The organism is Alkalihalobacterium chitinilyticum, assembly GCF_029028005.1.
Classification (GTDB): Bacteria; Bacillota; Bacilli; order Bacillales; family Bacillaceae_F; genus Alkalihalobacterium; species Alkalihalobacterium chitinilyticum.
The window spans coordinates 165,308-190,841 of the sequence record NZ_JAOTPO010000005.1 but is presented as its reverse complement, the minus strand read 5'-3'; the positions used below and the strand labels follow the sequence as shown (position 1 = coordinate 190,841).

Genomic DNA, 25,534 nt, shown 5'->3' with positions numbered 1-25,534 from the left:
CACTTAAAATATTACTACTCATTTTTTTAAAAAATACAAAGCCCCGCCTACTATTAGGATCAAAGCAACCAGTACTATTTTCTTCACTGAGTTTCGCCCCTTTTAACAATGGATTTCAACCCCAAAACCCATCTTCCTGCAAAAGGCATATTGATAAGATTGTCTTATTCTATTATTCTATGACAGTATACACACAACTGGAAAATACCGGATACAACTAAATGATCGAAAGAAAGGATGTGAAAAGGGGCACATAGACTGTTAAGCGTTATCAAGGGAAGTTCATATGCAGGCTAAGGGGTTGTACGCTTCACATACCTTCCTTTAAGTCGTATAAGAATGTGCTTGAGCTCATCGTTTCCCAAGCACCTTTCTTTAACGCAATTTCTCCCAGCTTTGCATTTAACATGACTTAAGCTAACTTAAAATTACTATACCAATTTCAAAGAGGCTGATATGATTTTCCATAACATAATAAATGAGACACAATATACAAGATAAAGAAAATCGGGAGCGAATAAATATGTTCCCATGTGAATGGGTTATAAAGGCCGACCCAGATAAAGAAAGGTTCTGCGGCATAAGCGGCAATGAGTGCAAAAAGGAACCCTTTAATGTAACGGCTGACATGGGGCTTTATTTGCAAAACGACCATTGTCATAACAGGGATTAAAGACAAGTCCCAAGGGATAAATGCAGGGATAAAAGGAATGACCTCATAATGATACTCCCAAAAACCTAATTGGATTCCCAATGAATCTAACCAAGATGCGATAAACATCATAAAAAAACCTGCTGACAATAAACGTAATGTACTGTCTTTTTTTCGATAAATAACCCAGACAATCCACGGAATGATTGTAAGTCCCAGACCTAACCACCACTGCCAAGTAAATAAAACATACTCAGTCCATAATTGAATATGCTCGTTGTTGATTTCATGAAGTTGTTTAAATAATTGGGATATTTTTTGGATACCGTTAGTTTTCATAATGGATAGGATACCGCAACTTAACAAAAATCATGTAAATGTAATTTCATTTGATTATATTTTCTTTTGATTTAATACTGCCCGTGTATGCTTCAAGAACTGAAAGACTTTTTCACACTATTAATCGTAGGAGGAATTCCATTGAAGATTGATCAAAACTTTATTATTCGATCATTTGAACACGCGGTTCATAATTACCGTGAAGCGACTCACCAAGTACGTCTATGGGAATCAGAGAAATATGTATTTACAAAGTATTTTAGTAAGGAAGATAAAATTTTAGATATTGGCTGCGGGACAGGCCGAACTACGTTTGGATTATACGAGCTGGGTTATAAACATTTAGTTGGCTTAGATTTATCACCACATATGACCGATGAGGCATTACGTATCCGAGATCAGTTCAGAATGAACATTGACTTTATTCAAGGAGATGCGACGAAATTAAGTTACGATGACGACTCTTTTGACCACGCTTTGTTCTCTTTTAATGGAATAATGCAAATTCCGAAAAAAGAAAATCGCATCCAAGCCTTAAAGGAAATTAATCGCGTTTTAAAAACCGATGGACACTTTATCTTTACAACCCACGACAGAAATGCCGAAGATGCTTTTAAAGAATTTTGGATTGAAGAAAAACGACGCTGGGAAGAAGGCACTCAAGATCAAAGACTATATGAATTTGGTGACCGCCTTATATCAACGAGCGAGAAAGAACGTGACATCTATATCCATATTCCAGACACAGCGGAAGTCATTGACACCTTGCAATCAGCTCCATTTACTATCGTGGAGCAATTTTATAGAAGCGACCTTTTTGATGAGCCAGAACCGGTTAAACGCTTTTCAACCGATTGTATGTTTTGGGTAGTAAAAAAAACGGAGTAGGATTAGCTTTCTCAAGATATGGACAGGGGACTCTTTCGCTTTACCTCTAAATTTAAAGTATTTAAACATTTAATAAGCAAAAGGCTTTAGACCAAGCGATTAGATATCTAATCGCTATTTTTATTTCACATAAAAGCTCTATCCTAAACAACAATATACAAAAGTCATACAGTTTTTATTCAATAATGAAACAGGACTAATAACTTACATATTCTGTAAGTTGACAGGGTATACTAGATTTGCTCGACGCCTGAAATTACATAACGAGGTAGTGTACATATGAAAAAAACCGAAGCAATTATGTGGAGCATCGCTCTTCCAGGCTTTGCTCAAATGTTAAGCAAAAACTATTTGAAAGGAGTTTTATTTATTTTCTTGGAATTCCTTATAAATGTTCAAGCGAATTTCAACGAAATCATTATGTTAAGCTTTCTCGGTGAAACGCAAGCAGCTATTGAACGAGCGGACTTCCAATGGCTTTTATTTTATCCGTGTCTTTATTTTTTTGCGATGTGGGACGCCTATAAAGATGCAGGAGGGGGGAAAGGGGACTATTCATTTTTACCACTCGTCTTCGCCGCATTTTTTGTCACCGTTGGAACGATGTATTCACCGAAAGTCATGATCTTTGGTGTATTGCTAGGACCAGTATGGCTGCCTATTCTCTCAGTCATTCCCGGTTTATTAACAGGATACATCATCAGAAAAACAATTCTTACTGTACAAGCTGCCTAATCAGCATCTTTTCAAAAAACACACCTAAAACCTCAAAACAAATGGGAGGAAAGTGCTTATGAACATATTACTACAACAACAGCGTAAGACTCCCCATTTGTCTTTCTCCGCCATCCAAAACTGATTTCCTCTAGAAAGTTATTCCAATTATAAAATAGGTATGGATTTAAAAGGAAAAATCATTCATACTATAGAAATAGTAGTATAGTATTCTAGTTTATACATTTCTTGTAAAAGAGGTATAAAAGTGGCATCTCAATTAACATTACTTTATGGGCTTTCATTAATAGGTTGTTTTTCCTGGCTGGTGTATAAAATCGAGCAAAATCAATCTAATAGACTGTTAAAATACATACCTGCAATTGCATCAGCAGTCGGTATTGCATTTTACTCGATCAAATTACAGTTCATTTCAACAGGATTTGAAGGAATTAATGATATGATTATCATCATTTTTCTTGCCATTTCATGCTGTACTTCCTTAATCGTTGCCTTGGTGCTAGAACTCATCAACAAGAGAAGAAGAAATGTGTTACATTAAAAACTTCCTCTTGCTGATTGGGATAGAGAAGGGACGAGTTAAAAAACTGGAGGGGTTTCAATGAGTGTAAACAAAACAGAACCAAATTACTATGACGGAAGAGATGTGTCAAAACTAAATATTCAATTGAATGACAACCAAACCGTCTCTAAACCACAAACAGGTACGCTTCTTAAGTTTCCTGTATTTCCTAATTTAAATATGAAAAACTAAATCGCAAGACACAAAAAGGGTGACCCATTCTCATTGGATCACCCTTTTTAACCATTATGATTTTAATACATCATGATCAACGTAACGCTCGCCATTTAATTGACTTACAATATTGATGGCTACAGAAGCACCATGACCTGCTGTAATTATCGTGTGAACACTTACACCTGCTATCGTTCCAGCAGCCCAGATCCCGTCAACGTTTGTTCTGCCGTCAGCATCGACTTCGACAATCGTTTTAATTCTCGGTTCTGTACCATCAACTAACTTAACACCGATTTTACCAGCTAAGTCTGTTAATGCTCCAGTTGCTAACAAGACATGTTTCGCTTCAAATTGGCCACTTTCTTCTGTTGCAATAGTAAAAACATCACCATCTTTAGCAATCGTGACAACCGTATCCTTCACGATTTCAGCACCTTGTTTGATCGCTTGATTTTTTCCTAATTCAAGAAGATCAGGTCCTTTAATTGCATCAACACCATAGTGATTTTCAACCCAGGCACGGTTTGTCATACTTTTATCATTTTCAAAAACAACTGTTTTCTTTCCTGCCTTTGCTGTAAAAAGGGCAGCACTAGCACCCGCTGGACCAGCTCCAATAATCGCTACTTCATACATATATATTCCCCCATAGATTCATAGTTTTTATTAAAAACTAGAGTTTTAGTTTATAAGCCTCTAGTTGTGTAACATTAGTTACTTTAAAATTCTTTTGCTGCTTTTTGCGCTTTTTCAATACCTTCAGCAATGATCGCTTCCGCTTGGTCAGGGAACTGGTTGTGACCTTCTACGATAATTGTAGTTGGGTCTTGGATCCCCCAAAAACCGAGTACATTTTGTACGTAATTTACAGCCATTTCTACAGATTGAGCAGGGCCCTCTGAGTAAACACCACCACGAGCATTCAATAGAACTACCTTTTTATTTGTAATTAAACCAACAGGACCTTCAGCTGTGTATTTAAACGTTTGCCCCGCTTGTGATAAGTAATCAAAGTACGTGTGCAGAACTGCAGGAACTGTAAAATTCCAAAGAGGGAAGGCAATCACAATTTTATCGGCTGCTAAAAATTGATTTAAATATTTAGTAACAATTTCAGTTGCTCCTTGTTCTTCAGCAGTTAGTTCCATTCCTTTTGCCAGCTTGAACATACCATTGATCATGTTTGTATTGTAATAAGGTAAGTTTTCATTAAAAAGATCCAGTTCAGTAATTTGATCTTGTGGGTGAGACTCTCTATAGCTGTCTAGAAATGCTTGATAAAGCTTCACACTTACCGCCTGGTCAATTGGTCTTGAATTCGCTTTAATAAATAATACATTCGACATGGTAAAACCTCCAAAGATGTGTTTAATTTAAGATGTTGGTATAGCAACTAAAGTACTATAAAGTTGATACAGCAACAATTTTAATATGAGATGTTGCTATATCAACTATTGTTTATAAGTATAACTGTTTTTAAGCAAGAAAAGCGTAAGCGCCAGCTCAACAATGATAGGCTAAAGTCCCCTGAAGAGATCAAGAAAACAGCGGTGTTCATTTATCGTTAGGAGACCAGACGCTAAAGAGCAACTCATTTATAAAAACAGTCTACATTTTTACTCATTTTAGTAAGAGTCATTTCTAATTGTTCTAGTTCTTTTTTTGAAATATCTTTAACAACGACATCATTAAACTCCTCTGTAATTGGAATGACTTTTTCACCCAAAGCCTTACCTTCAGTTGTTAAAAATAACTTCACAGAACGGCGGTCATCATTACAATTCACTCTAGAAATGAAACCTTTTTTTTCAAGGTTTGAAGCCATTCGCGCGATGTTTGTTTTATCCTTATTTAGCTTTTGAGAAATTTGATTTTGTGTTAAACCGTCTTGTTCCCAGAGGAGCATCATCACTAAATTTTGCTCAGGTGCTAAATTAAAAACTTCTAGTTTGGCTTTAATGTAACTCGTTAAGTGTAAGTCAGTTTGATGAATTTTAATACTAATGTAGTCATGCAAAGATAGTTTCAAAAGCTTTACCTCACTAATTATTTTAGTTGCTATACATACTATTTATAGTTTCAAATTATAAAGAAGGGGAGAGACGATGTCAAATCCTTTGCTTTTGTTATCCCGTTTAACTGGCGCTAAGACTCCCACTTCAAGACTTTGACGACGCGATAAAGGATAAGTGGGAGATAAGCGCCAGTAACAACCCGATTGGTTCAACTAATATTTAGTGGGGGAAGAAGGAAAACCCCACTGAATAAAGTTTCACTTTATCTGAATTAGGAAATTTACCTAACTTTAGGTATTAGCCCGCTCGCTTTTCTAGGTATTTGCATACAAAGGAAGAGAAGTAAATTAAAAAAGGATGGTTTTTTTCATGGAGAGAAATTGCAACTGTAAAAATAAGGGTATGACAAAACCAGCAGGATTAGAAAATATGATGCCAAGTATGCACGGTCATGAAATGATGGGGCAGCCAGGAATGACAATGCCATTAATGGATCAACACCATATGCAGCCCATGATGCCACATGCTCACCATCAACAGATGATGATGCCGTCATGTCAAGGAATGCCACAAGCGATGACACCTTGCCAAACGATGCCAGCTCACCACCAGCACGCGATGATGCCATCCCATATGATGCCTCATGCACAACATCAGCAAGCGATGATGCCATCTCATATGATGCCTCATACACAACACCAGCACACGATGATGCCAGCTCATATGATGCCTCATACGCAACACCAGCAGGCGATGATGCCATCTCATATGATGCCTCATACACAACACGAGCAGGCAATGATGCCATCTCATATGATGCCTCATACGCAACATCAGGCAATGATGCCACAAATGATGGACGATCAATTTATGGAAGGTCAGATGACGCACCCATTTCCATCGGGAGATATGTATGAAGGACAATTTCAGCAGTTTCCATTTCGTAAACAATAGTTATTAAAAGAAATACGCGTTAACTCCTATTCTGTACAGTGTTTTAATAATAATTTGTCATTGAAATAAAAACTATACAGCAAAGAACCATTCAGCCTTCAATGGCCAAATGGTTCTTTTGTTATATTAATGAAGTGAAATATCAATGATACGAATTAAAGAGACGATGGCAGCATCCTCATTTTCTTGCAATACTTTAATTTCTTTTCGGTAAACGTTTACAGCTTGAATTACCCCATAAACAAAATATACTTCACCATTGTCCCAAAAATAGATGGTGACAGATTGTTTGTATTCAATTGCTTCATTTAAGATTCGTTCAAACTCTTCTAGTTGCTGTTCATCGATAGCTCGCTGCGGGACTTTATTAAGTTCTTTTGCCATTTTTCTTAGCTCTCTTACATGTTCAGGCAACATTAATGCTGTCCACTTTTTATTCCCTCGATCTTTTAACAAAAGATGGTCTCCTTTCTACACTTGAATTATAGAACGTTTGTTCGTATAATATTGTAAAAGGAGGCGAACGTAAAATGCAAGGCATTTTTAAAAGAGCATTATTGTCCGGTACGCCAATCGAGATGATTTACCTTTCCAAAAAGCAAATCATTACGCAACGAATAGTAACCATAAAAAAAGTTGATCAAGATCGAGTTCTTGGAATTTGTCATCAAAGCAATCAAATACGAATGTTCAATCTGGAAAATATCTTGTCCGTTACAGCACGCCCGGATGAAGAGAAAAGGTATGGGTAATGGAGTAATACGAAGAAAACATTCCGTCTATCTGAACATTTTTTTGAAAAAGGGGTTCAGTTTTCATTTATTTTAATAAATTGATGTCCATCATGGATGAGGTTAGAGGATTTAGAACATATTATGGTAAAAATGAAAGCACAGAAATCTTTCCCAACAGCACGGGAACCACACAAGGTGAGTTAAATGACAAAAAAACTGTTTATACCGGTATTTATTTTGATAATTCTTGTTAGCTGCCAGTCAAACCCACCAGTTCAAGATCATTCTACCGTACTTAAAACGCATGTTTTCGATAAGAAAGACTTCAAAAGAATTGAAGAAGTGACAGTTACAATCGGTGCGATAGGTGATGTATTACTTCATCAACGCGTATACGAAAAAGCAGCCAAAACAGACGGCACCTATGATTTTGATCCGATGTTCAAAAAAGTAGCACCTTTATTAGAAGAGCCTGATTTTTTAATGGCTAATCAAGAATCATTACCGGGTGGAGTTGAACTCGGTCTATCCACGTATCCATCATTCAATAGCCCAAAAGAGATTGTTACCACCTTACAAAAACTCGGGGTAGATATGGTCATTGGTGCTAATAACCATGCTCTCGATAGAGGAATATCAGCCATAGAAAGTGCACTTGATTTTTATGATGAGATCGGCATGAAATACGTCGGGATGTACCGAAACAAAGAAGATCGAGAAACGAACCGTATTGTAAGGGTCGATGATATGACAATAGGTGTACTAGCCTATACTTATGGTACAAACGGTATCCGAATCCCTATTGGACACGAACATGTTATTGCAATGCAAGACCGAGAGCAGATGATTGAAGATGTAAAAAAACTAGAGGGCAAAGTCGATCTCTTAATCGTTCATATGCATTGGGGCAACGAGTACGAACGTCAACCGAATGATCAACAACGAGAGTCAGCACAAATGTTAGCTAAGGCTGGCGTCGATCTTATATTTGGCCACCATCCACACGTTTTACAACCGATCGAAAAAATCACTCTAGAAGAAGGTCATGAAACACTTGTGTTTTATTCACTAGGTAACTTTTATTCAGGACAAAAATACGAGTTCACCGACATTGGTGGTGTAGCGACTGTTGAAGTTACTAAGATAACAGATGGTGACGAAATAACTATTCGCTTCGCTTCTCCTAAAATAGAGCCGACAATAGTCATTCAAAAAGAAGATGGGTTTTATGTGATGCCAATGTATCTTGTTGAAAAGTCCGCCATTACAAAGACTACGTATGACCAAGTAGTCGATCATACATTACAGTATTTGCATAAGAATAATAAAAATTAAACTTCTTATGTTATAAATAAACGATTTCGCTAAAAGTAATAAGTGTATATGTCAAAACAAATACAATGGAAATCATCTGTTTTTTTATGAAGGAGGTTTTTCTTTTGCTGCATTATCATCGTCAAGGTACAGGAGAACCTCTCCTCTTAATCCATGGATTTTTAAGTACGAATCGTGTATACGATAAGGTTCGATCTGATTTAATTGATACCTATGATGTCATTTCGATCGACTTGCCAGGGCACGGAAAGTCACCGTTAAAGAAAGAAAACACGGTGTATGACTATGCGCATTCCATAATACAACTTTTAGATTCTTTAAAAATAACGAATGCGACGTGGGTTGGTCATTCGATGGGTGGCTATATTACAATGGCTGCTATAGAAAAGTATACTCCTTATGTAAAACGAGCTGCTTTTGTGTATTCGTCTCCTGTCCATGATAGTGAAAAGGATAAAGCACAACGAGATGAGCATATTGATTTAGTCAAGCGAGAAGGGGTGGCTGCACTTGCCAAGAAGCGCATCCCATCCTATTTTGCATTCCAAGGAGACCCCAAAGATGTAAGCGAGGCGTATCGTCATGCCGATCAAACGACACCTGAAGGAACAATCGCTGCCTTACACGCGATGAAAGAACGACCAAATCAGGTAGACATGCTTAACCGAATAGATTTCCCTTTATTTTTCTTAGAAGGAACAAAAGATCTATCAGAAGCACCTTTTCACGCAACCTCTTCTCAGATCACAAAAGCATCAACAGACACTTCACATATGGGAATGCTGGATAACCCGCAACAATTCATCACTGAACTTAAAAACTGGCTTACTTTAACAGACTAAAGGTACGTGGTACCTTTAGTCCACTGATATTAGCAACTTGTGGAATCGCTCCCAATCCTGTATACATTCGCTGCTTTCTAAGGAAAATATCTCTAGAATATTCAATGAAGGGCAGGGGAGCTATTTATGAGAAAACGGACTATTTTCATTCTTATTGTCTTTCTTTTAGCACTCGCAGTTGGCGCGATTAATATTATCGAGCCCGAATACGCCTACATGCCACGGAAAGGTCAAATATTAAATGATGCACGGTCTAACGTCGGCCACGGAACAAGTTATGACATCTGGGGAGTAACCGTTACACCTGAAGATGCTGCCAAGCTGTTACAAACAGAGGATGGAGTGGAAATGCTCTCTCCTTCCAATGGAGCAGTAGAAGTAGATGAAGACTTTGTGGAACTTGGTCGCGATATCTTTTATAAGGAAACTTTTAATAACGAAATATATCTAACAGATATTTTAGGAATGTTAGATGGACCGATCACAATCACTAATATCGCAAAAGGGATTTTAGAACTACAAGGTGGACACACGGATAACCTCCGAGTTGAACTCGCTGAAAACGTAACAATCGGCGGTAAAAACTACGCAAAAGGGGAAAAAATCGATACTGGGCTAGATGTTCCAAAAGGTGCATTGTCTCCCCTTGGTATGCCCATTTCTTATCAGGATGGAAGATTGAAGGCCGGGGTAAGTTGTGCAGCCTGTCACGCCACTGTGGATCGAGATTCGGGAATGATCATTGAGGGCGCACCTAATTTAAACTTTAACGCAGGAATGATGCTAGCATTAGCATCTAACTCAGCTGCCTATTTCACAAATACAGAAATTGATGCGGAAAAAATTAAAACTTTTATTGAAGATCATGACCGTACCGTGGAAACGACAGATGGGAAACGAGAACCGTTACCAGATCCTGAAAAGCTAGAAGAAGCAGTCGATGAGATGCTTGTTCAGTGGCCACCGGGTAACTTTGACTCAACGGTTGACCTAGTAAATAATCCTGCTCAAATTCCAGATTCATTCACATTAGGCGACCACCCATATGGTTGGAATGGATTTGCAGCGATTGGTCCATTTAAGGGTCTTAGCTCATTAAATAACAATGTTCACGCGCAAAACTCGGATTTATTGGCTCAAGCTGACCAAAGTAATGAACTATTCGACATTGATAAGGAAGTGTACATTGGAACGATCTTACAAAACGCAGCCAACGAAAATTACCGCTACGATCCGAATTCCGGCATGAAACCGTCGGAGTTCCTGAAAATGATTGATGAAGAGCCAGATGTTCCAGGGGTAAATGAAATGGTCAAGCCACCGACATACCCAAAAATATCAATGTTTTCACCAAACGGTACGGTCATTAGTTCTCCTGGCTTTCATTTCGGTGAGCAAATTAACGCGATGTCCGCTTATCAAAACTCGCTGATACCGCCAAAATATGAAATTGATGAAGCGACTAAAGCACAAGGACGTGAAGTGTTCCACCGAGCAGGGTGTATTTCGTGTCATGCCGGACCTGCTTATACGAATCATCGAGTCATCGATAATGATGTAGTAAAAGCACAGCCTTCGAGAGCAAAAGCGTTCGAAGATGCAGACAAATTATTAGAAGATTCGTGGATCTATTCTTTTGATACACCAGTACCAATTCCAAGGGAAGCAAAAGCTATTCGCGTACCAACTGAGCATGTTGATGATGACCAGAAAAAACTAACACTCGCTCAAGATGAGAATGGCAGCGGTGGTTATAAGGTTAAAGGGTTAATAGGACTTAAATGGTCACCACCTTACTTGCATGATGGCGGGGTTGCTGTTGGTCCTAATGAAAAAACAGACCTCGGTATACCGGGAACCTTGCATAAAGCCGTAAACCCTGACCCATATAACAGTTTAAAAGCGCTTGTAGACTCTAAATTACGTAAGAAAGTAGTAGAAGCAAACCGAAAATCAAAGGCACTTCAAGGGGCAAACGTGGAAGGGATCGGCCATGAACATTGGGTCGATCAACCGAATGGTTTCACAAAAGAAGAACAAGATGCGTTAATTGAATTTATGCTTTCCTTAACGTCCAGTGAGGAATAAGTCGAAGTTTTGAAAAACATAAGAGAAATGAAGGAAGACCTCCATTTCTCTTATGTTTTCATCCATTAAACGGATAAATATTTCAGATATAGTAATATACACAACACCCCTCACTATGATAAAAAAGTGAGGGGCTTTCTTTACAAACATACTTACTATGCAGCTTCCTTGCCAATGAACGTTTTAGATCCAATCGGTTGAGGAACTTTAACAAGCTTGGCCATGACCATAGCCATAACACAGATAAAGCCTGCAATAAGAAAGGCCTGTGAAAAGGGCAGGGCTTTTACAATAAATGGTCCTGCAAAAGCAGATAAACCGTACGCTTGATACATAAATCCGTAGTTGCTGCCGATATTTTTTGTCCCATAAAAATCTGCCGTGACAGAAGGGAAGAGAGCTAAAAAACCACCGAAACAAAACCCTATCAGTGAAACAGAAATTAAAAATGACCAATACACCATTTCACCGAAACTCATGTAAAACATGATAGCTGCAGTTAACCCGTAGATTAGCATGAGCGTATTTATTCGACCGAGACGATCCGAGAGATTACCTAATATAATTCGTCCTCCTGCGTTAAAGAGTGCAATTACCATTACGGCGTTAGCTGCTTTTTCAAGGTCAAGCTTCACCACCTCAATGCCGATATCAACAGCAAAACTAATGACCATTAAACCAGCCATACTTCCGAATAAAAACATTACCCATAATAAATAAAATTGATAGGTAGACAACATTTGCTTTGGTGAAAAATGAGTGTTTGAGTCCAACATAACTGAATTTTCTTTTATTGGTGCTTGCTCCAGTACCGGTGGATTTTTTAACAACTGTGCACCCATGACAACAAAAAACAAATAAATCATTCCTAAATATAAAAAGGAAGATGATACACCAACAGCACCGATTAAATATCCGATAACCGGCTTATAAATTAACCCGCCTAAACCAAATCCAGCGACAGCGACACCACTGATAAATCCTCGTTTTTCAGGAAACCATTTTACACAAGCTGATAACGGGCAAACGTACGTCATTCCAATTCCAATGCCACCAATCACACCGTAGAAGAAATAAAGTTGCATGAGTGTTGTTGCTTGACTGGACAAAATTAATCCAACCCCGAGAAGGAATCCCCCAATAGTGGCTACCCATCTCGGGCCAATTTTATCTTGAAGCCTCCCAGCGAAAATCGTAGTTAATGCGAACGTCGCAATCGTAATGGAAAACGTAACAACTACATCTTCACGAGCCCAGCCGAATTTATCAATTAGTGGCTGGTTAAATAAACTCCACGCATATACCGCACCTAAGTTAATTTGAATAATGACAGCACCGAGAACGACTAACCATCTATTCATAAGTAAAAACCTCCTTAATATGTACATAACCTAAATTCATTCCACAAAAAAAGAGACCAATGATGATTAATTGTTAATCAACATTGGCCCCTTCAGTACTCACACAGTGGTATTTACAAAAAGTTTCCGTATAAATAATATTTATAGTTTTTCCATTCATCATTCATATCTATAAGCAGCAATACAACAAAAGATAACGTTAGATGATTTCTCTTACCCTTGCAAAGATAGAAAGGCAACAGCTCTCATGAAGTTTATTTTCTTTGATGCCACTTTCATTATTATGGCATAGTTTTTTTCGAAGTCAATCAAAAATAAAATGAAGGCAGTTCCATTCAGAATGAAACCGCCTTCATTGTTCGTTAATCAAGTATAGCTTCTTAGACCAACATTTCCTCTTTTTTGTCACAATCTAATGCAGTAGATCCATTATTCTCATATAACTTTTGGTGTATGAACTTTCCAATAGCCATACTAGCGACCTTTGTAACGAGTGAAGCTGTATAAAAAGCCGGATAGGAATATATTTTTATAACTTTTGCTTTAATTAACAAAGTTTCTAGCAAGATGAATGAAACGACCGTTATCGTAGCCCTTCTTTTTATATTTTTTAAAATCGCAACAACAAAAAAAATCGAACTTAGGCCGCTGTATAAAGTAGACAACGTAACGTGACTACGATATCTATTTTTAAAAAGGGGAACATTGAAAAAACAGGTACGAAAAAGTGAAACATGTAAAAAGTTCATCGTTGAGTAACAGACAAACACAGAAAAGAAGACCGTCAACACTTCAAATACTCTATTCTTTTTTTCTGTCACTTGAATCGTCCAGTATTTAGCGATTACATAAAAGAGCTGCAATCCTACCGTTGTATATGGAGTAGCCCACCAATTGAGTTTAAATATTTTTTGTTTAACAAAAAAACTTTCAATACCAAGAGACAATAGTAAAGAAAAAAAAGTCGGCCATCTTGTTTTTAACTGGAACATATTCATAAACAAGCTAATCGTTGGCACGACAAATAGTTGTGAAACCGTTGATCCGAAAATACTATCAAAGTATTGCTTTTTTAATATTTTGGGATCGTATTCATACGCTTTGCCAATCACGAGAACAAAGAACTCAAAAAAGTAATTGAGTCCAGTAAATGCAAAGTATAGAGGCCAAAAGTATTTCTTGTTTACCTTTTTGGTTTTACTACGTAAAGTATAGATTAATAAGAGTATCGAACATAAGTTCAAACTAAGATATAAGAGTCTATTTTTCATAAGTTTAATCCACCTAACCGCACCTCTTTGTTCATTAGACCAGATAATACTTAGAATAAATAAGGTTCACTCTAAGCTCTAATTCGAGGTCTATTACTTATTAGAATAACCAAAGAGTTACATTCTAATGAATTCTTTCGGAAATTAAAAGTGCCGATCATATCTGACCCAAAAATTGAGGGAACGGTTAGGCTTGTTATCTCGTACATTTCGTCAACTTTTTGACTTTATGGGGAGGAGCGTAACGATAAAAATAATTGTTGCCAGCACGTAAGTAAGGTTAGCTAATGATGGGTAAGTCGCTTGATTTTGAACACCGATACCAATAATTGCCCATACGAAAACGAGGGGAAATAGACGATCATCTTGTTGGATCCTAAAATAGACAGCTAATAATGTCGCTACGATAAGCATGCTAATGGTCCAAGTCAATTGTGACAGGCCAAATCCATCCCAATTATATTCCACTAATACATAGCTAATATTAGCAATGGTTGCGACACTAATCCAACCGAGATAAATGGAAAAAGGGGCTTGATCCATTTTGGCTGGGTCGGTGTCCTTGACCTTTTGGTATAGTAAAATGAGTGTAAGAAGCAAGCTAACCATCACTGGGACGGTCCATAAAAATAATTGATAATGCCAAAGAAAGATCCATGCTGTATTCAATAGGCAACTTAAGATAAATAGGGGACTTGTTTCTGTATATAAGGGAAGATTTCTGCGATTTTTAGGAATTCCCCTGACAAGCCACACACCAAGCAGCAAATAAATTAGACCCCAAATAGAAAAAACATAGCCGGCTGGAGTAAATAATACCTCGAGTCTGGCGGAAATTTCTCCTGTTGTTTTCCCGCCGATCGGAATAATGTTCGCAAGTGCGTTCACGCCGACCATGAGTAAATAAGCAAGCCAATTAAAAATAAGCACCATTTCAATACCTCCTCTAATAAATTCTTTCTAAACATGGTCGTTAACCTAATTATAAATAATATGAAAAAGACGCACCAATCATGTATGGTACGTCCATTTGTAAATTTTCCAATAAAATTAGCTTTCACAGGCACTAAGCCACAGGATAACTTATCCTTCCATATTAGCAAGGTTGTAAATGGCTCTCGCATAAATAGCCGTAGCTTTTAAGAGATCATCGACTTCAATATATTCATCTTTTTGGTGGGCCGTCATTTCTTTACCAGGGAAGACAGCACCGTAGGCAACACAATTCGGAAGCAAGCTTGCATATGTATTACCACCACTTGAAAGCAAGGTGGGTTCATTGCCTGTTTCTTCTTGATACGCCAATTGGAGGGAGCGGATCATTGGTGTATCTTTATCCACATGATGAGGATTTTTATTACGGAACTCATCTACCTTGAAAGAAGTAGCTTTTAGGGCACGTTGAATTGTACTTTCAATCGTTTCAAACTGAGCTGTTACCGGATATCTGATATTCAATTGCACGAATCCTTCCGTTCCTTCATATTGAAAGATGGCTGGATTTACTGTCAACGGTCCTGTAATCTCATCCGAATGATGAATACCCAAGTTTTTACCGTAATGATCTTCATAAAAGGTCGTATCGATAAATGAAAGATATTCTTTTCCGCTTGCATCTAATGATAACGTATTCAGAAAGTGCGCTAAGTGAACGGCTGCGTTTTTTCCTTTAAAAGGTTCCATGCTGTGAGCAGACAGCCCTTTCAAGTTCAGGGTGATTTCTTCGCCATTAATTGCACTTTCCCCTTGCAAATCATTGCTTTCCAAAAAGGAAGTAAACTTCACCGACATAGTTGAAACATCTCCATGAACAATTGCTGTTGCCGTTTCAGGAACCATATTCGCCCTAGTTCCAGATGTAAAAGAACGGAGGGTAAAAGGACTTTGTGACCTTTCATCCGAAGCACTTACATTAGTCATCCCACATTTCACATGAATTTGTCCTTTTTCTGCATTAATAATTGGGAAAGTAGCATCAGGTGCAAAGCCGGCAACTGGAGGTTGTTCTATTTCACGATACGTCTTCAAACAACTCATTCCACTTTCTTCATCTGTCCCAAATATAACCCGAACGTTACGCTTTAATGGTAATTGCAGTTCGTTTATAAGCTTTACCGCGTAGAATGCAGCCATCGTTGGTCCTTTGTCGTCAATGGCTCCTCGTGCATACAGTTTTCCTTCACGGATCGTCGGTTCAAACGGTGGCGAGGTCCATTCTCCCGTTGCGGGTACAACATCGATGTGACACAGCACTGCTATATGTTCATCATTGGTTGTACCTTTTAATTCGCCATATCCATAAAACCCTTGATGATTTTTTGTAACCATACCTTGTTGAGAGGAGAGATGCAGCATATAATCAAGAGCTTTAGCTACATTCTTACCCATCGGCTCTTCAGGCGAAAACGTTTCTGGATCTTTCGTACTTTCAATTTTAAGCAAGTTCGTTAAATCCAATAGTAAATCATCTTTTCGTTTCATTACTTCTTCATACCAATTCATTCTGAACAACTCCTTAATATGTTTTATGTAGAAAAGAGAAGGACCAATAAAAACTTCTTAGCAACCCGAAATATACACTTCATTCCTATTATACAGATCTTTTTTATATCATAGGAGGGTTTTGTAGAAAACATTGCGAATAGAATGTTTATCACTGTCTATTTATAAGGAATAATGATTGTAGGAAGAAGGAGGTTTAACCATGAAACCTAAATTCGTAAAAGAATCAAGAGTGATAAAGACACACTTAGTATTACCGAATGAGACGAATAATCATAATACACTATTCGGTGGTATTTTGATGAGGAATGTAGATGAAGTAGCTTCGATCAGTGCGAGGCTTCATAGTCGGACCGATGTCGTAACAGCCTCGACCGACTCGGTAGACTTTTTAAATCCTATTTATCAAAGTGATGCGGTTTCCTTAGAGTCTTTTGTAACGTGGACAGGGAAAACGTCGATGGAGATCTTCGTAAAAATTATTGCAGAAGATTTTAATTCTGGAGATAGAAGAATGGCTGCCACTGCTTTTCTAACGTTTGTTAGTCTAGGAGAAGACGGACGCCCCATTCCAGTTCCGGGAGTAATCCCAGAAACAGAAGAAGAAAAGAAATTAAATAAGACGGGCCAAGAACGAGCAAAAATTCGGATTGAACGAAGAAAACAAAGTAAAGAAATGGCTGAATTTATAACGATCACGAAGCCGTGGGAAAAGTAAAATTGACAGGGATAAAATTAAATTTAACACCATTGTAACGCCTCTTTACTTTTTATAAATGGTATTTATGTTATAATTTGGGCTGAACATTCTATTAAAATTGTAAAAAAATTCACAAATATAAGAGGCGATAATCATGGCAAAAGTAATCTTATTCGACTTAGATGGAACACTTCTCCCAATGGATACAGAATCTTTTATTCAGACATACATTAAGGAACTCGCTCCACGAGTTGCACATATTGTGGAGCCGCAACAGTTTGTTCCCTCCCTATGGGCAGGAACCGAAGCGATGATAAAAAACTTAGATCCAATGAAAACGAATGAACAAGTATTTGAAGAAACCTTTCTCAAGGCTGCAAATGTAAACAAAGAAGACATTTGGCCGACATTAGACCACTTTTATGAGACGGTTTTCCCGACGTTCTCTCATTTAACAAAGCCAACGCAAACAGCGAAAAAAGTAGTAGAAGAGGTTGTTTCACAAGGATACCGAGTAGGAATTGCTACAAACCCAGTGTTTCCAAAAGTAGCGATTCATCATCGTTTAAACTGGGCAGGCGTTGCGGATATGCCATTTGAAATGGTGACGGTGTACGAGGAGAGTACATTTACCAAACCACATACTCATTATTACGAGTCGATTTGTAATCGCCTCGAAGTAACCCCAGAAGAATGCATTATGATCGGTAACGATATCCAAGAAGATATGGTCGTTAGCGAGCTGGGGATGAAAACGTTCCTCGTCGAAGGACATGTGATCGACCGGGGGGCACCGAAATATACGTTTGATGAGAGTGGGACGTTAGAAGATTTATATGAGAGAATAGTCCAACGTCAAGGGATATTTGCAAAGTAAAAATCCTCTATATGAACGTCTGTTCTGTAAATTTACTTCTCTTATAAATCATGTGTTTCCTAGATTGGATTGGGGGTACTTTTGGAACGCGACTTAGAAAAAGCGATTAAACAGGCAAAAGCTAATCTCGAACTATCTGGTTTTGTCATCACGGAAAAGCATGAAAAGCTAGTGCGCGAACACCTTAACGGCGAGATTAGTGAAGAAGACTTTATCAAAACAGTACTAGAGTATGCAAAACAGACAAGTGATGAAGAAGGAAATTAGGTTACCTAAAAGAAAGCTGAAGCTCCCTTAATATAAAGTGAGCTTTAGCTTTTTTTATAAAAGCGTCATTTATTCTCCGTATCAAAAAGGCCAAAGAAAGGTGCTATCAAGATCGAGTTTCTCTTCTAATATGCGTTTCATAGCCTTGTGCTTCTAATTCCTCAGCCAACCGCTTCGCATTTTCTTCGTTTTCAAATGCCCCTACTTGAACGATATATAAAACATCGTCTTCTTGATCATTACCCTCTACTTCTTCAAGGTCGAATATATCTACCAGACCATCTACGTGAGCTTGGGCGATCTCAGTTAGAAACGAAGGATTGCTTAATTTTTCGGCTTCTTCGTCATTATCGACAAAAAGGTTTTCTGTTAAAATAGCAGACATCTCCGTTTCCCTCAGTACAGCAAAGTCCGCTTCTTTCTCACCTCGATCTGTTACATCTAGTGTATTCACGATAACACGATGCATCGTCTCTCGCTTATCTTCAGTTTCTTCAAAACGATTAGGGTGAACATAGGATTCAAAACCAGAACCCCCGCCGGCGTTGACGTGAACAGAAATAAAATAATCAGCCTCCCAATCGTTGGCCATTTGTGCGCGTTCTGAAAGTCCAACAGCACGATCATCTTCACGACTTAACTGAACTTCTACACCTTGATAACGATTTAAGATCGACTGCATTTCTAGAGAAATGGTTAATACCAAATCTTTCTCAACTAATCCGTTGCCTTCAGCTCCAGCGTCGTCACCGCCGTGCCCAGGGTCAATAAAGATTTTTACCATTTTACATCACCTCGTTAGTTATTCTATGGTTCGTTTGTTTACCGGTATAGACAAACAAGGAATTTTAATAGAAATGGTTAGTAGTTTACCCTTGGAGGAAGAACTTCTCATGAAAATGTTCATCTTGGTCAAACTAAACGTACATAGTGGAAAAAGGAGAAGATCGAGGTGAGGAGAGTTATCATTGACACAGATACAGCTTCAGATGATGTCGTTGCCCTTATTATGGCACTTCGAGAACCAAGTATTAAAGTCGAAGCGATCACGGTCGTTGCTGGCAATGTTCCATTGGATTTAGCCTCTAAAAATGCCCGTGTTTCTGTTGAACGAGCCAATACATATATCCCTCCTGTATATAAGGGAGTAGGAAAGCCGTTCATGAGAAAGTTATTTACGTCAGAGTTTGTCCACGGAAAAGATGGAATGGGAGATATGAATCTCCCGGAACCAAAAGTAACAGAAGAACAAGAGCATGCCGTTGATGCGATCATTCATCTTATTATGAGTAACCCTGGAGAAATAGAAGTTGTCACACTAGGCCCTTTAATGAATTTAGCACTAGCCTATTTAAAAGAACCGAGAATAGCAGAAAAGGTTAAAAAGATCGTCATAATGGGAGGTGCTGGGCTTGGTCCTGGAAACATTACTCCTGTTGCTGAATTCAATATGTACGTCGACGCAGAAGCTGCTAGTATTGTCTTGCAGTCTGGAATGCCGATAACAATGGTTGGTTGGGATGTTTGCTTAGGAAAGACGTTTCTATCCGAAGAAGACATCAAATACTTACAGCAACAAAGTTCGGAAATCGCTAAGTTTTGTGTACGGTGTAATCAATCTGTTGAAGAATTTGACGAGAAGCGTTTTGGAAAGAAAGGATTTGACCTTCCCGATCCAACGGCAATGGCCGTCGCGATCTCAGATGACATCATTTTAAAAAAATACGAGGCGTATGCGTATGTCGAAACGAAAAGTGAACAAACCTATGGACAAGTCATTATCGATCAACATCATTTGCTAGAAAAGAACGCTAATGTGACGATCTGTGAAGAGGTAGATGCTAAGAGGTTTAAAGAGCTGCTCTTTAAAAATATTATTTGATGAGAGTGTAACTTTAACGTCATTTTGAAATAAAGTAGGTCTCATATGTGACAAAAGTATTACTAGTAACGACAAAATCTTAATAAAAAATAGCTAATTCGATAATTGTCCATATTTTCTGCAAAGATATAATATAAAATAAAGTTATAAATTTTATGCTGACCTAGAGAAACAGGCTTTCTATTTTTGGTTAAATAAACCGTTATCCATGCTTTCTGGGTAACGGTTTACTAGCTAATGAAGAATTTATAAAAATAAATAAATAACTCTAAGATTCAGTGACTTTAGGGGGTAAACAAATATGTGCGGATTTGTAGCTCATATAAAAAAACAAGCCGGAAAATCGAACATAGACAAAAAAACATTCTATCGCATGACGAATACAATTACGCATAGAGGACCTGATGATGTTGGGTTTTATTTTGACCATTATGTAAGTCTTGGATTTAGAAGGTTAAGCATTATCGATTTAGAAAATGGTAAGCAACCATTTTCTTATGAAAATGAACGATATTGGATGGTTTTTAATGGTGAGATTTATAATTATCTAGAGTTAAGAGAAACACTTCAAAAACAAGGTTTTAAGTTTCAAACCGATTCAGATACAGAAGTCATTATTGCATTATTTGCAAGTAAAAGAGAACAAGCTTTTAGTGAATTAAGAGGAATGTTTTCGATCGTTATATGGGATAAACAGGAAAAGTCTCTTTTTGGAGCAAGAGATCGTTTTGGAATAAAACCATTATTTTATTTAGAGTCTGGGAGTGAATTGATTTTTGCCTCAGAAAAGAAGAGCATCCTCGTAGCTCAAGAAAAAGACAGCGTTAATGAAGAGGCCTTACATCACTATTTAACATACCAGTATGTTCCTGAACCTATGACGATGTCAGCAAATATAAAGAAGTTGGAACCCGGGGAAATGTTCTTTAAAAAAGTTGGACAACCGATGACGATTAAGAAATACTGGGAGCCGACATTTACTCCGGTCATTTCTTCAGTAGAAAAAAGTACTAAACAAATAATCGATATCCTGAGAGATTCTGTTCAATTCCATATGCGCAGTGATGTTCCTGTAGGGTCTTTCTTATCAAGTGGCATAGATTCAACCTGTATTGTCGCACTCGCTAAAGAAATTCATCCGAACATCAAAACATTTACTGTTGGATTTGAACGTGAAGGCTTTAGTGAAATAGATATTGCGAAAGAAAGCGCAGAAAAGATAGGGGTTGAAAATATTTCGTATCAGATCACCCCAGAAGAGTTCGTTCAGGAATTACCTAAAATCATTTGGCATATGGATGACCCTGTTGCTGACCCGGCCGCAGTTCCTCTTTATTTCGTAGCTAGAGAAGCAAGTAAACACGTAAAAGTTGTATTATCAGGTGAAGGAGCAGATGAACTGTTTGGCGGCTATGGTATTTATAGAGAACCTCTGTCTTTAAAGAGACTTTCATCGTTATCAGGGAACAGCAAAAAAGTTCTGAAGTCGATTGTGCAGACGCTTCCTTCTGGCATAAAGGGGAAAAATTATATTGAAAGAGCTTGTACTCCAATTCAGAATCGGTACATTGGGAATGCAAAGTTGTTTAGTGAACTTGAGAAAGCGCAACTATTAAAAAATTATAATCCTCAATGGACATACAACAACATTACGAAACCATACTACGATAAGGTCTCTCATTTAGATGATGTCACTAAAATGCAATATATTGATATGCACACGTGGTTAAGAGGAGATATTCTTGTTAAAGCCGATAAAATGACGATGGCACATTCTATTGAGTTAAGAGTTCCATTTCTTGATAAGGAAGTTTTTGAAGTCGCGTCACAACTTCATTCGTCGATCAAAGTAACGCAAGAGACAACAAAATATGCCCTTCGAAAAGCACTTGAAGATATTGTTCCTGATCAAATAGTTAACAGGAGAAAACTAGGCTTCCCGGTTCCATTGCGTCATTGGCTTCAAAATGAATTGTATGATTGGGCAAGGACGCTCATTCATGAGAGTAACACGGATTACCTGTTAAATAAGGACTATATTCTTAAACAGCTTGAAAAGCACCGGCAAGGAAAAGACGATTTTAAGTCAAGCTTCTGGAAAAGTAAACAAAGCTTAGGTGACCGCAGTCGTTATTTATGGGCTGTTTTAAGCTTCATGATTTGGCACCAAATTTTTGTTGAAGGGGTATACAAGTTTGAAAATGATCATCAAGATCAAGCGCATGCAAGTATACTTAAAGAATATGGAAGGGAAGACAACCTGGTTAATTTATGATCACCTCTGTTCGTTTCGAATAAATAATTGAACTCATAAAAGAACTTGTATTTGAACAATAAAGCACGTGTTTCACTAAAAAACGTTTGGTACGAATACCAAACGTTTTTTTATGCCTTAATTTTTAATTTGCAACGGCACTACTTTCTCTCCGATCGCTCGTATCAGTTCAGGAGGCATAGGGAAATTAAGTGCAGCTGGATCCATTGATACTGCGGTTATCGTCTGCTCTAGATCACTGTCTGAAATATTATAAGAATCAAAGTTTGCTGGCAAGCCGATTTTTTGCTGAAGCCCTTTGATTTTGTCCACAATTTGAGTCAAAAGTAATTGCGGATCATCACCGCTTAACGTGCCTACACTTAATGCTTCTGCCAGTTCTTTTACTTTTGGTAAGTAAAGATCAGGAACCGACTCCATGACAACTGGTAAGAAGACGGCATTGGCTAAGCCATGCGGGATACGAAAAAGCGCTCCATACGCATGGGCAAAATTATGAACCGGAATTGCATTCAATGCAAAGCTGAAGGCTGTAATTCCCATTAAGCTTGCTTGTAACATTTCCATCCGTGCTGCTTTATCTGCACCATTTTCAACCGCAATCGGTAAGTTCTTTTCAATTAAACGAATGGCATGAAGCGCATATGCATCCGTTAATCCAGTGGCTGTAGGAGAGGCGAGTGCTTCAATGGCATGTGTTAATGCATCAAAACCAGTAAATGCCGTGATAAACGGTGGCAAACCGACTGTTAAATCAGGATCTAAAATAGCCATATCGGCAGCAATAAACGGATTAATCATATTAGTTTTCATTTTAATTTCTTCATTATAAACGACAGAGATAGGAGAGACTTCCGATCCTGTTCCAGCAGTCGTAGGAATTGAAATATGCGGGATCGGAATATAATTGGCTTGTGGGAAAGATTCGTATAAAAACCCTCCAGGAATCGCTTCATTTATATTCGTAAGCCCTTTATGAAGAGAGTACTTAACAGCCTTAACCGTATCTAGCACGCTGCCGCCACCGACCGCTAACAGCGCATCTGCACCAACTTCTCTAGCATATCTTGTTGCCGCATTGACAGAAGAACTTTCTGCATCTTGAGCAATATCTAAGTAAATACCAGCAAGTTCTGGACCTGTACCATGTGGAGTTAATTCAAAAATTTGTGCTACTTTTTCTACAACCCCAGCTTGCTCTAGTCCTCGATCACTAAATAAAACAACACGTTTGGCACCCAGCCCTTTAAACAGATCAGGAACGAGAGCACGCGTATTCGATCCACTATAAATACCTGTACGTAACATAAATTGAGATAAAGTTGTCGTTAACAAAAGATCACCCCATTAATTTGATATGATTTTAGAAACCGAATTAGTTTGAATTCGTATCAGAGAATAAGATTTGGTACCAAGGTCGATTTTTCAAATCAGACACCATGGAAGTATGGACATGTTTTAATTGAGTATAAGCATCTAGAGATTGTTTCCCCATTTCACGGCCAATTCCGCTTTGCTTATATCCTCCAAACGGGGCGTCATTTCGTAACATATGCCAGTCATTGATCCAAACGACACCAGATCGTAATTGTCTAGCTGTTTTATAGGCCTTATTAACATCTTCTGTCCAAACACCAGCAGCTAATCCGTAGATCGTATCATTCGCTTGTTTAATAACATCATCCACATCAGAATAGCGGATCACACTAAGTACTGGGCCAAAAATCTCTTCTTGGGCAATTTTCATATCATTCGTTACATTTGTAAAAATAGTTGGTTCGATAAAGTGTCCGCCTTCGCAACCTGCAACAGTCACTTCTTTTCCGCCGCAAACGAGTGTCGCACCTTCGCTTAATCCCGACTCAATATAAGATAAAACGGTATCACGTTGCTGACTGGAAATAACCGGACCGACGTCAGTTGTTTCCTCTAATGGATGACCAAGCTTCAGTTTCTTCGTCAGCGCCACTAAGCCCTCGACAACCTCGTCGTGTAACTCGTCTGGAACAAATAATCTCGTACCAGACTCACATAGTTGACCAGAGTGGAGGAAGACCCCAAATAAACTTCCAGGTAAAGCTAGTTCTAAATTCGCATCATCTAATAAAATATTAGGAGATTTACCGCCTAATTCTAATGTCGTATTTTTAATGGTTTGGGAAGCGAGACTCATAATATTTCTCCCGACTTCTGTTGAGCCTGTAAACGCAATTTTATCGACATCCGGGTGGATTGCTAATGGTTCACCTACTTCTTTTCCTGAGCCAGTAACTACATTAATTACACCTGGAGGTACGACTTGAGAAATAATTTCTGCTAGCTTCAAAGTTGTTAACGGGGTATAAGAAGCTGGCTTAATGACAATCGTGTTTCCAGTCGCAAGAGCCGGAGCAATTTTCCAAGTTGCAATTAACATCGGCATGTTCCAAGGAGTGATTGCTGCACACACACCAATTGGTTCACGCCAAACGAAGTTATGAGCTGGACCCGGGAAAGGAGGAACAGGTAATGTTTCAGAAAACGGATACTCTACCACAAATTTCGCCATCGTTTGAAATAAATCTGCCATCTGTAAAATATCATTGCTCGATACGCGGCGTACGGTAGCACCTGAACTAATGACTTCTAAGTACGCTAATTCTTCTGCATTTTGCGTAATTAAGTGTGCAATTGTATTTAAAATTTGCGCGCGGTCCTTTGGCTTCATATACGCCCAGTCTTCATTTTCAAAAGCTACTTTGGCAGCTTGTACAGCGGCGTTTACATCGGCCTCATTACCTTTCGCCACTTTTGCAACGACCTCTCCAGTTGCCGGGTTTTTTACATCAAACGTTTCTCCTGTAAGAGAAGGGACCCATTGTCCATTAATAAATAATGGAAAGTTCAATACCTCAAGATTTACCGTCATAAAGAAAGCCTCCTTTTTCATTCAAACGAAACAAAAATACTTTAAAACCACAGGGTGACAGATTATAATGAAGTTATTAAGTCTAAAAATTCTGATAAGTGAGCGCTTACTTAAATTAATTTTATATACAAAAGACTTCTTGTAACAGTACTGAAAATAGAGGGGTGAAT

General features: G+C 38.2%; 26 protein-coding genes. 14 read left to right on the top strand and 12 right to left on the bottom strand.

The window, feature by feature from the left end:
* Window positions 1-442: 442 nt before the first annotated feature.
* Window positions 443-991: a CBO0543 family protein gene (locus N7Z68_RS09580; protein WP_275118258.1), complete on the bottom strand. Its 549-nt coding sequence runs from the start codon at window positions 989-991 to the stop codon at window positions 443-445.
* Between the two features lie 141 nt (window positions 992-1,132).
* Between N7Z68_RS09580 and N7Z68_RS09575 the strand changes: the two genes are divergently transcribed.
* From N7Z68_RS09575 to N7Z68_RS09560, 4 genes are all read left to right on the top strand, one after another.
* On the top strand, window positions 1,133-1,879 hold the full coding sequence (locus N7Z68_RS09575; protein ID WP_275118257.1) for a class I SAM-dependent methyltransferase: 747 nt from the start codon (window positions 1,133-1,135) through the stop codon (window positions 1,877-1,879).
* Between the two features lie 279 nt (window positions 1,880-2,158).
* On the top strand, window positions 2,159-2,614 hold the full coding sequence (locus N7Z68_RS09570; RefSeq protein WP_275118256.1) for a hypothetical protein: 456 nt from the start codon (window positions 2,159-2,161) through the stop codon (window positions 2,612-2,614).
* A 247-nt stretch (window positions 2,615-2,861) separates the two neighbouring features.
* A complete protein-coding gene (locus N7Z68_RS09565) occupies window positions 2,862-3,155 on the top strand; it encodes a hypothetical protein (RefSeq protein WP_275118254.1) in 294 nt (97 codons plus the stop codon).
* A 60-nt stretch (window positions 3,156-3,215) separates the two neighbouring features.
* Complete coding sequence (locus N7Z68_RS09560; RefSeq protein ID WP_275118253.1) at window positions 3,216-3,368, top strand: hypothetical protein; 153 nt, start codon at window positions 3,216-3,218, stop codon at window positions 3,366-3,368.
* Window positions 3,369-3,422: 54 nt separating this feature from the next.
* Here N7Z68_RS09560 and N7Z68_RS09555 read toward each other — a convergent pair whose 3' ends face one another.
* The 3 genes from N7Z68_RS09555 to N7Z68_RS09545 all read right to left on the bottom strand — a co-directional run bounded on the left by N7Z68_RS09555 (window position 3,423) and on the right by N7Z68_RS09545 (window position 5,382).
* A complete protein-coding gene (locus tag N7Z68_RS09555) occupies window positions 3,423-3,989 on the bottom strand; it encodes an FAD-dependent oxidoreductase (protein ID WP_275118252.1) in 567 nt (188 codons plus the stop codon).
* Window positions 3,990-4,072: 83 nt separating this feature from the next.
* A complete protein-coding gene (locus N7Z68_RS09550; RefSeq protein WP_275118251.1) occupies window positions 4,073-4,699 on the bottom strand; it encodes an FMN-dependent NADH-azoreductase in 627 nt (208 codons plus the stop codon).
* Between the two features lie 245 nt (window positions 4,700-4,944).
* Complete coding sequence (locus N7Z68_RS09545) at window positions 4,945-5,382, bottom strand: MarR family winged helix-turn-helix transcriptional regulator (protein WP_275118250.1); 438 nt, start codon at window positions 5,380-5,382, stop codon at window positions 4,945-4,947.
* Window positions 5,383-5,737: 355 nt separating this feature from the next.
* Between N7Z68_RS09545 and N7Z68_RS09540 the strand changes: the two genes are divergently transcribed.
* On the top strand, window positions 5,738-6,322 hold the full coding sequence (locus N7Z68_RS09540; RefSeq protein WP_275118249.1) for a hypothetical protein: 585 nt from the start codon (window positions 5,738-5,740) through the stop codon (window positions 6,320-6,322).
* 126 nt (window positions 6,323-6,448) lie between these two features.
* Here the strand turns inward: N7Z68_RS09540 and N7Z68_RS09535 are convergent, their stop codons facing one another.
* On the bottom strand, window positions 6,449-6,778 hold the full coding sequence (locus tag N7Z68_RS09535; protein WP_275118248.1) for a YolD-like family protein: 330 nt from the start codon (window positions 6,776-6,778) through the stop codon (window positions 6,449-6,451).
* A 74-nt stretch (window positions 6,779-6,852) separates the two neighbouring features.
* Here N7Z68_RS09535 and N7Z68_RS09530 point away from each other — a divergent pair, with 74 nt between their 5' ends.
* From N7Z68_RS09530 to N7Z68_RS09515, 4 genes are all read left to right on the top strand, one after another.
* Window positions 6,853-7,074, top strand: coding sequence for a hypothetical protein (locus N7Z68_RS09530; RefSeq protein WP_275118247.1), 222 nt, complete (start codon window positions 6,853-6,855; stop codon window positions 7,072-7,074).
* Between the two features lie 186 nt (window positions 7,075-7,260).
* Window positions 7,261-8,391 carry a CapA family protein gene (locus tag N7Z68_RS09525; protein WP_275118246.1) on the top strand — a complete coding sequence of 377 codons (1,131 nt, stop codon included), beginning with the start codon at window positions 7,261-7,263 and terminating at the stop codon, window positions 8,389-8,391.
* A gap of 104 nt (window positions 8,392-8,495) precedes the next feature.
* Complete coding sequence (locus tag N7Z68_RS09520) at window positions 8,496-9,233, top strand: alpha/beta fold hydrolase (RefSeq protein WP_275118245.1); 738 nt, start codon at window positions 8,496-8,498, stop codon at window positions 9,231-9,233.
* A gap of 126 nt (window positions 9,234-9,359) precedes the next feature.
* Complete coding sequence (locus N7Z68_RS09515) at window positions 9,360-11,321, top strand: electron transport protein (RefSeq protein ID WP_275118244.1); 1,962 nt, start codon at window positions 9,360-9,362, stop codon at window positions 11,319-11,321.
* Between the two features lie 155 nt (window positions 11,322-11,476).
* On the opposite strand, the gene N7Z68_RS09510 is transcribed toward N7Z68_RS09515, so the two are convergent.
* The 4 genes from N7Z68_RS09510 to pepV form a co-directional block, all read right to left on the bottom strand.
* Window positions 11,477-12,682 (bottom strand): L-lactate MFS transporter, encoded by a 1,206-nt coding sequence (locus N7Z68_RS09510; RefSeq protein WP_275118243.1) that lies wholly within the window; start codon window positions 12,680-12,682, stop codon window positions 11,477-11,479.
* Window positions 12,683-13,062: 380 nt separating this feature from the next.
* Window positions 13,063-13,953 (bottom strand): hypothetical protein, encoded by an 891-nt coding sequence (locus N7Z68_RS09505; protein ID WP_275118242.1) that lies wholly within the window; start codon window positions 13,951-13,953, stop codon window positions 13,063-13,065.
* A gap of 213 nt (window positions 13,954-14,166) precedes the next feature.
* Window positions 14,167-14,886, bottom strand: coding sequence for a TspO-related membrane protein (locus tag N7Z68_RS09500; protein ID WP_275118241.1), 720 nt, complete (start codon window positions 14,884-14,886; stop codon window positions 14,167-14,169).
* Between the two features lie 150 nt (window positions 14,887-15,036).
* A complete protein-coding gene (pepV, locus tag N7Z68_RS09495) occupies window positions 15,037-16,455 on the bottom strand; it encodes a dipeptidase PepV (protein WP_275118240.1) in 1,419 nt (472 codons plus the stop codon).
* Window positions 16,456-16,657: 202 nt separating this feature from the next.
* Between pepV and N7Z68_RS09490 the strand changes: the two genes are divergently transcribed.
* From N7Z68_RS09490 to N7Z68_RS09480, 3 genes are all read left to right on the top strand, one after another.
* On the top strand, window positions 16,658-17,173 hold the full coding sequence (locus N7Z68_RS09490) for an acyl-CoA thioesterase (RefSeq protein WP_275118239.1): 516 nt from the start codon (window positions 16,658-16,660) through the stop codon (window positions 17,171-17,173).
* Window positions 17,174-17,309: 136 nt separating this feature from the next.
* Window positions 17,310-18,032, top strand: a complete 723-nt coding sequence (locus N7Z68_RS09485) for an HAD family hydrolase (RefSeq protein WP_275118238.1) — start codon at window positions 17,310-17,312, stop codon at window positions 18,030-18,032.
* 81 nt (window positions 18,033-18,113) lie between these two features.
* Window positions 18,114-18,299, top strand: coding sequence for an antitoxin VbhA family protein (locus N7Z68_RS09480; protein WP_275118237.1), 186 nt, complete (start codon window positions 18,114-18,116; stop codon window positions 18,297-18,299).
* A 106-nt stretch (window positions 18,300-18,405) separates the two neighbouring features.
* On the opposite strand, the gene N7Z68_RS09475 is transcribed toward N7Z68_RS09480, so the two are convergent.
* Complete coding sequence (locus N7Z68_RS09475; RefSeq protein ID WP_275118236.1) at window positions 18,406-19,083, bottom strand: N-acetylmuramoyl-L-alanine amidase; 678 nt, start codon at window positions 19,081-19,083, stop codon at window positions 18,406-18,408.
* A 168-nt stretch (window positions 19,084-19,251) separates the two neighbouring features.
* Here N7Z68_RS09475 and N7Z68_RS09470 point away from each other — a divergent pair, with 168 nt between their 5' ends.
* Both N7Z68_RS09470 and asnB read left to right on the top strand, forming a co-directional pair.
* Entirely contained in the window at window positions 19,252-20,181 is a 930-nt protein-coding gene (locus tag N7Z68_RS09470; protein ID WP_275118235.1) for a nucleoside hydrolase, read from the top strand.
* A gap of 301 nt (window positions 20,182-20,482) precedes the next feature.
* Window positions 20,483-22,456, top strand: a complete 1,974-nt coding sequence (gene asnB, locus N7Z68_RS09465) for an asparagine synthase (glutamine-hydrolyzing) (protein ID WP_275118234.1) — start codon at window positions 20,483-20,485, stop codon at window positions 22,454-22,456.
* 117 nt (window positions 22,457-22,573) lie between these two features.
* Here the strand turns inward: asnB and N7Z68_RS09460 are convergent, their stop codons facing one another.
* Both N7Z68_RS09460 and N7Z68_RS09455 read right to left on the bottom strand, forming a co-directional pair.
* A complete protein-coding gene (locus N7Z68_RS09460) occupies window positions 22,574-23,791 on the bottom strand; it encodes an iron-containing alcohol dehydrogenase (protein WP_275118233.1) in 1,218 nt (405 codons plus the stop codon).
* Window positions 23,792-23,831: 40 nt separating this feature from the next.
* The gene (locus tag N7Z68_RS09455; RefSeq protein ID WP_275118232.1) at window positions 23,832-25,364 is read right to left on the bottom strand and encodes an aldehyde dehydrogenase family protein; all 1,533 of its coding nucleotides are present in this window, start codon (window positions 25,362-25,364) and stop codon (window positions 23,832-23,834) included.
* Window positions 25,365-25,534 lie beyond the last annotated feature (170 nt).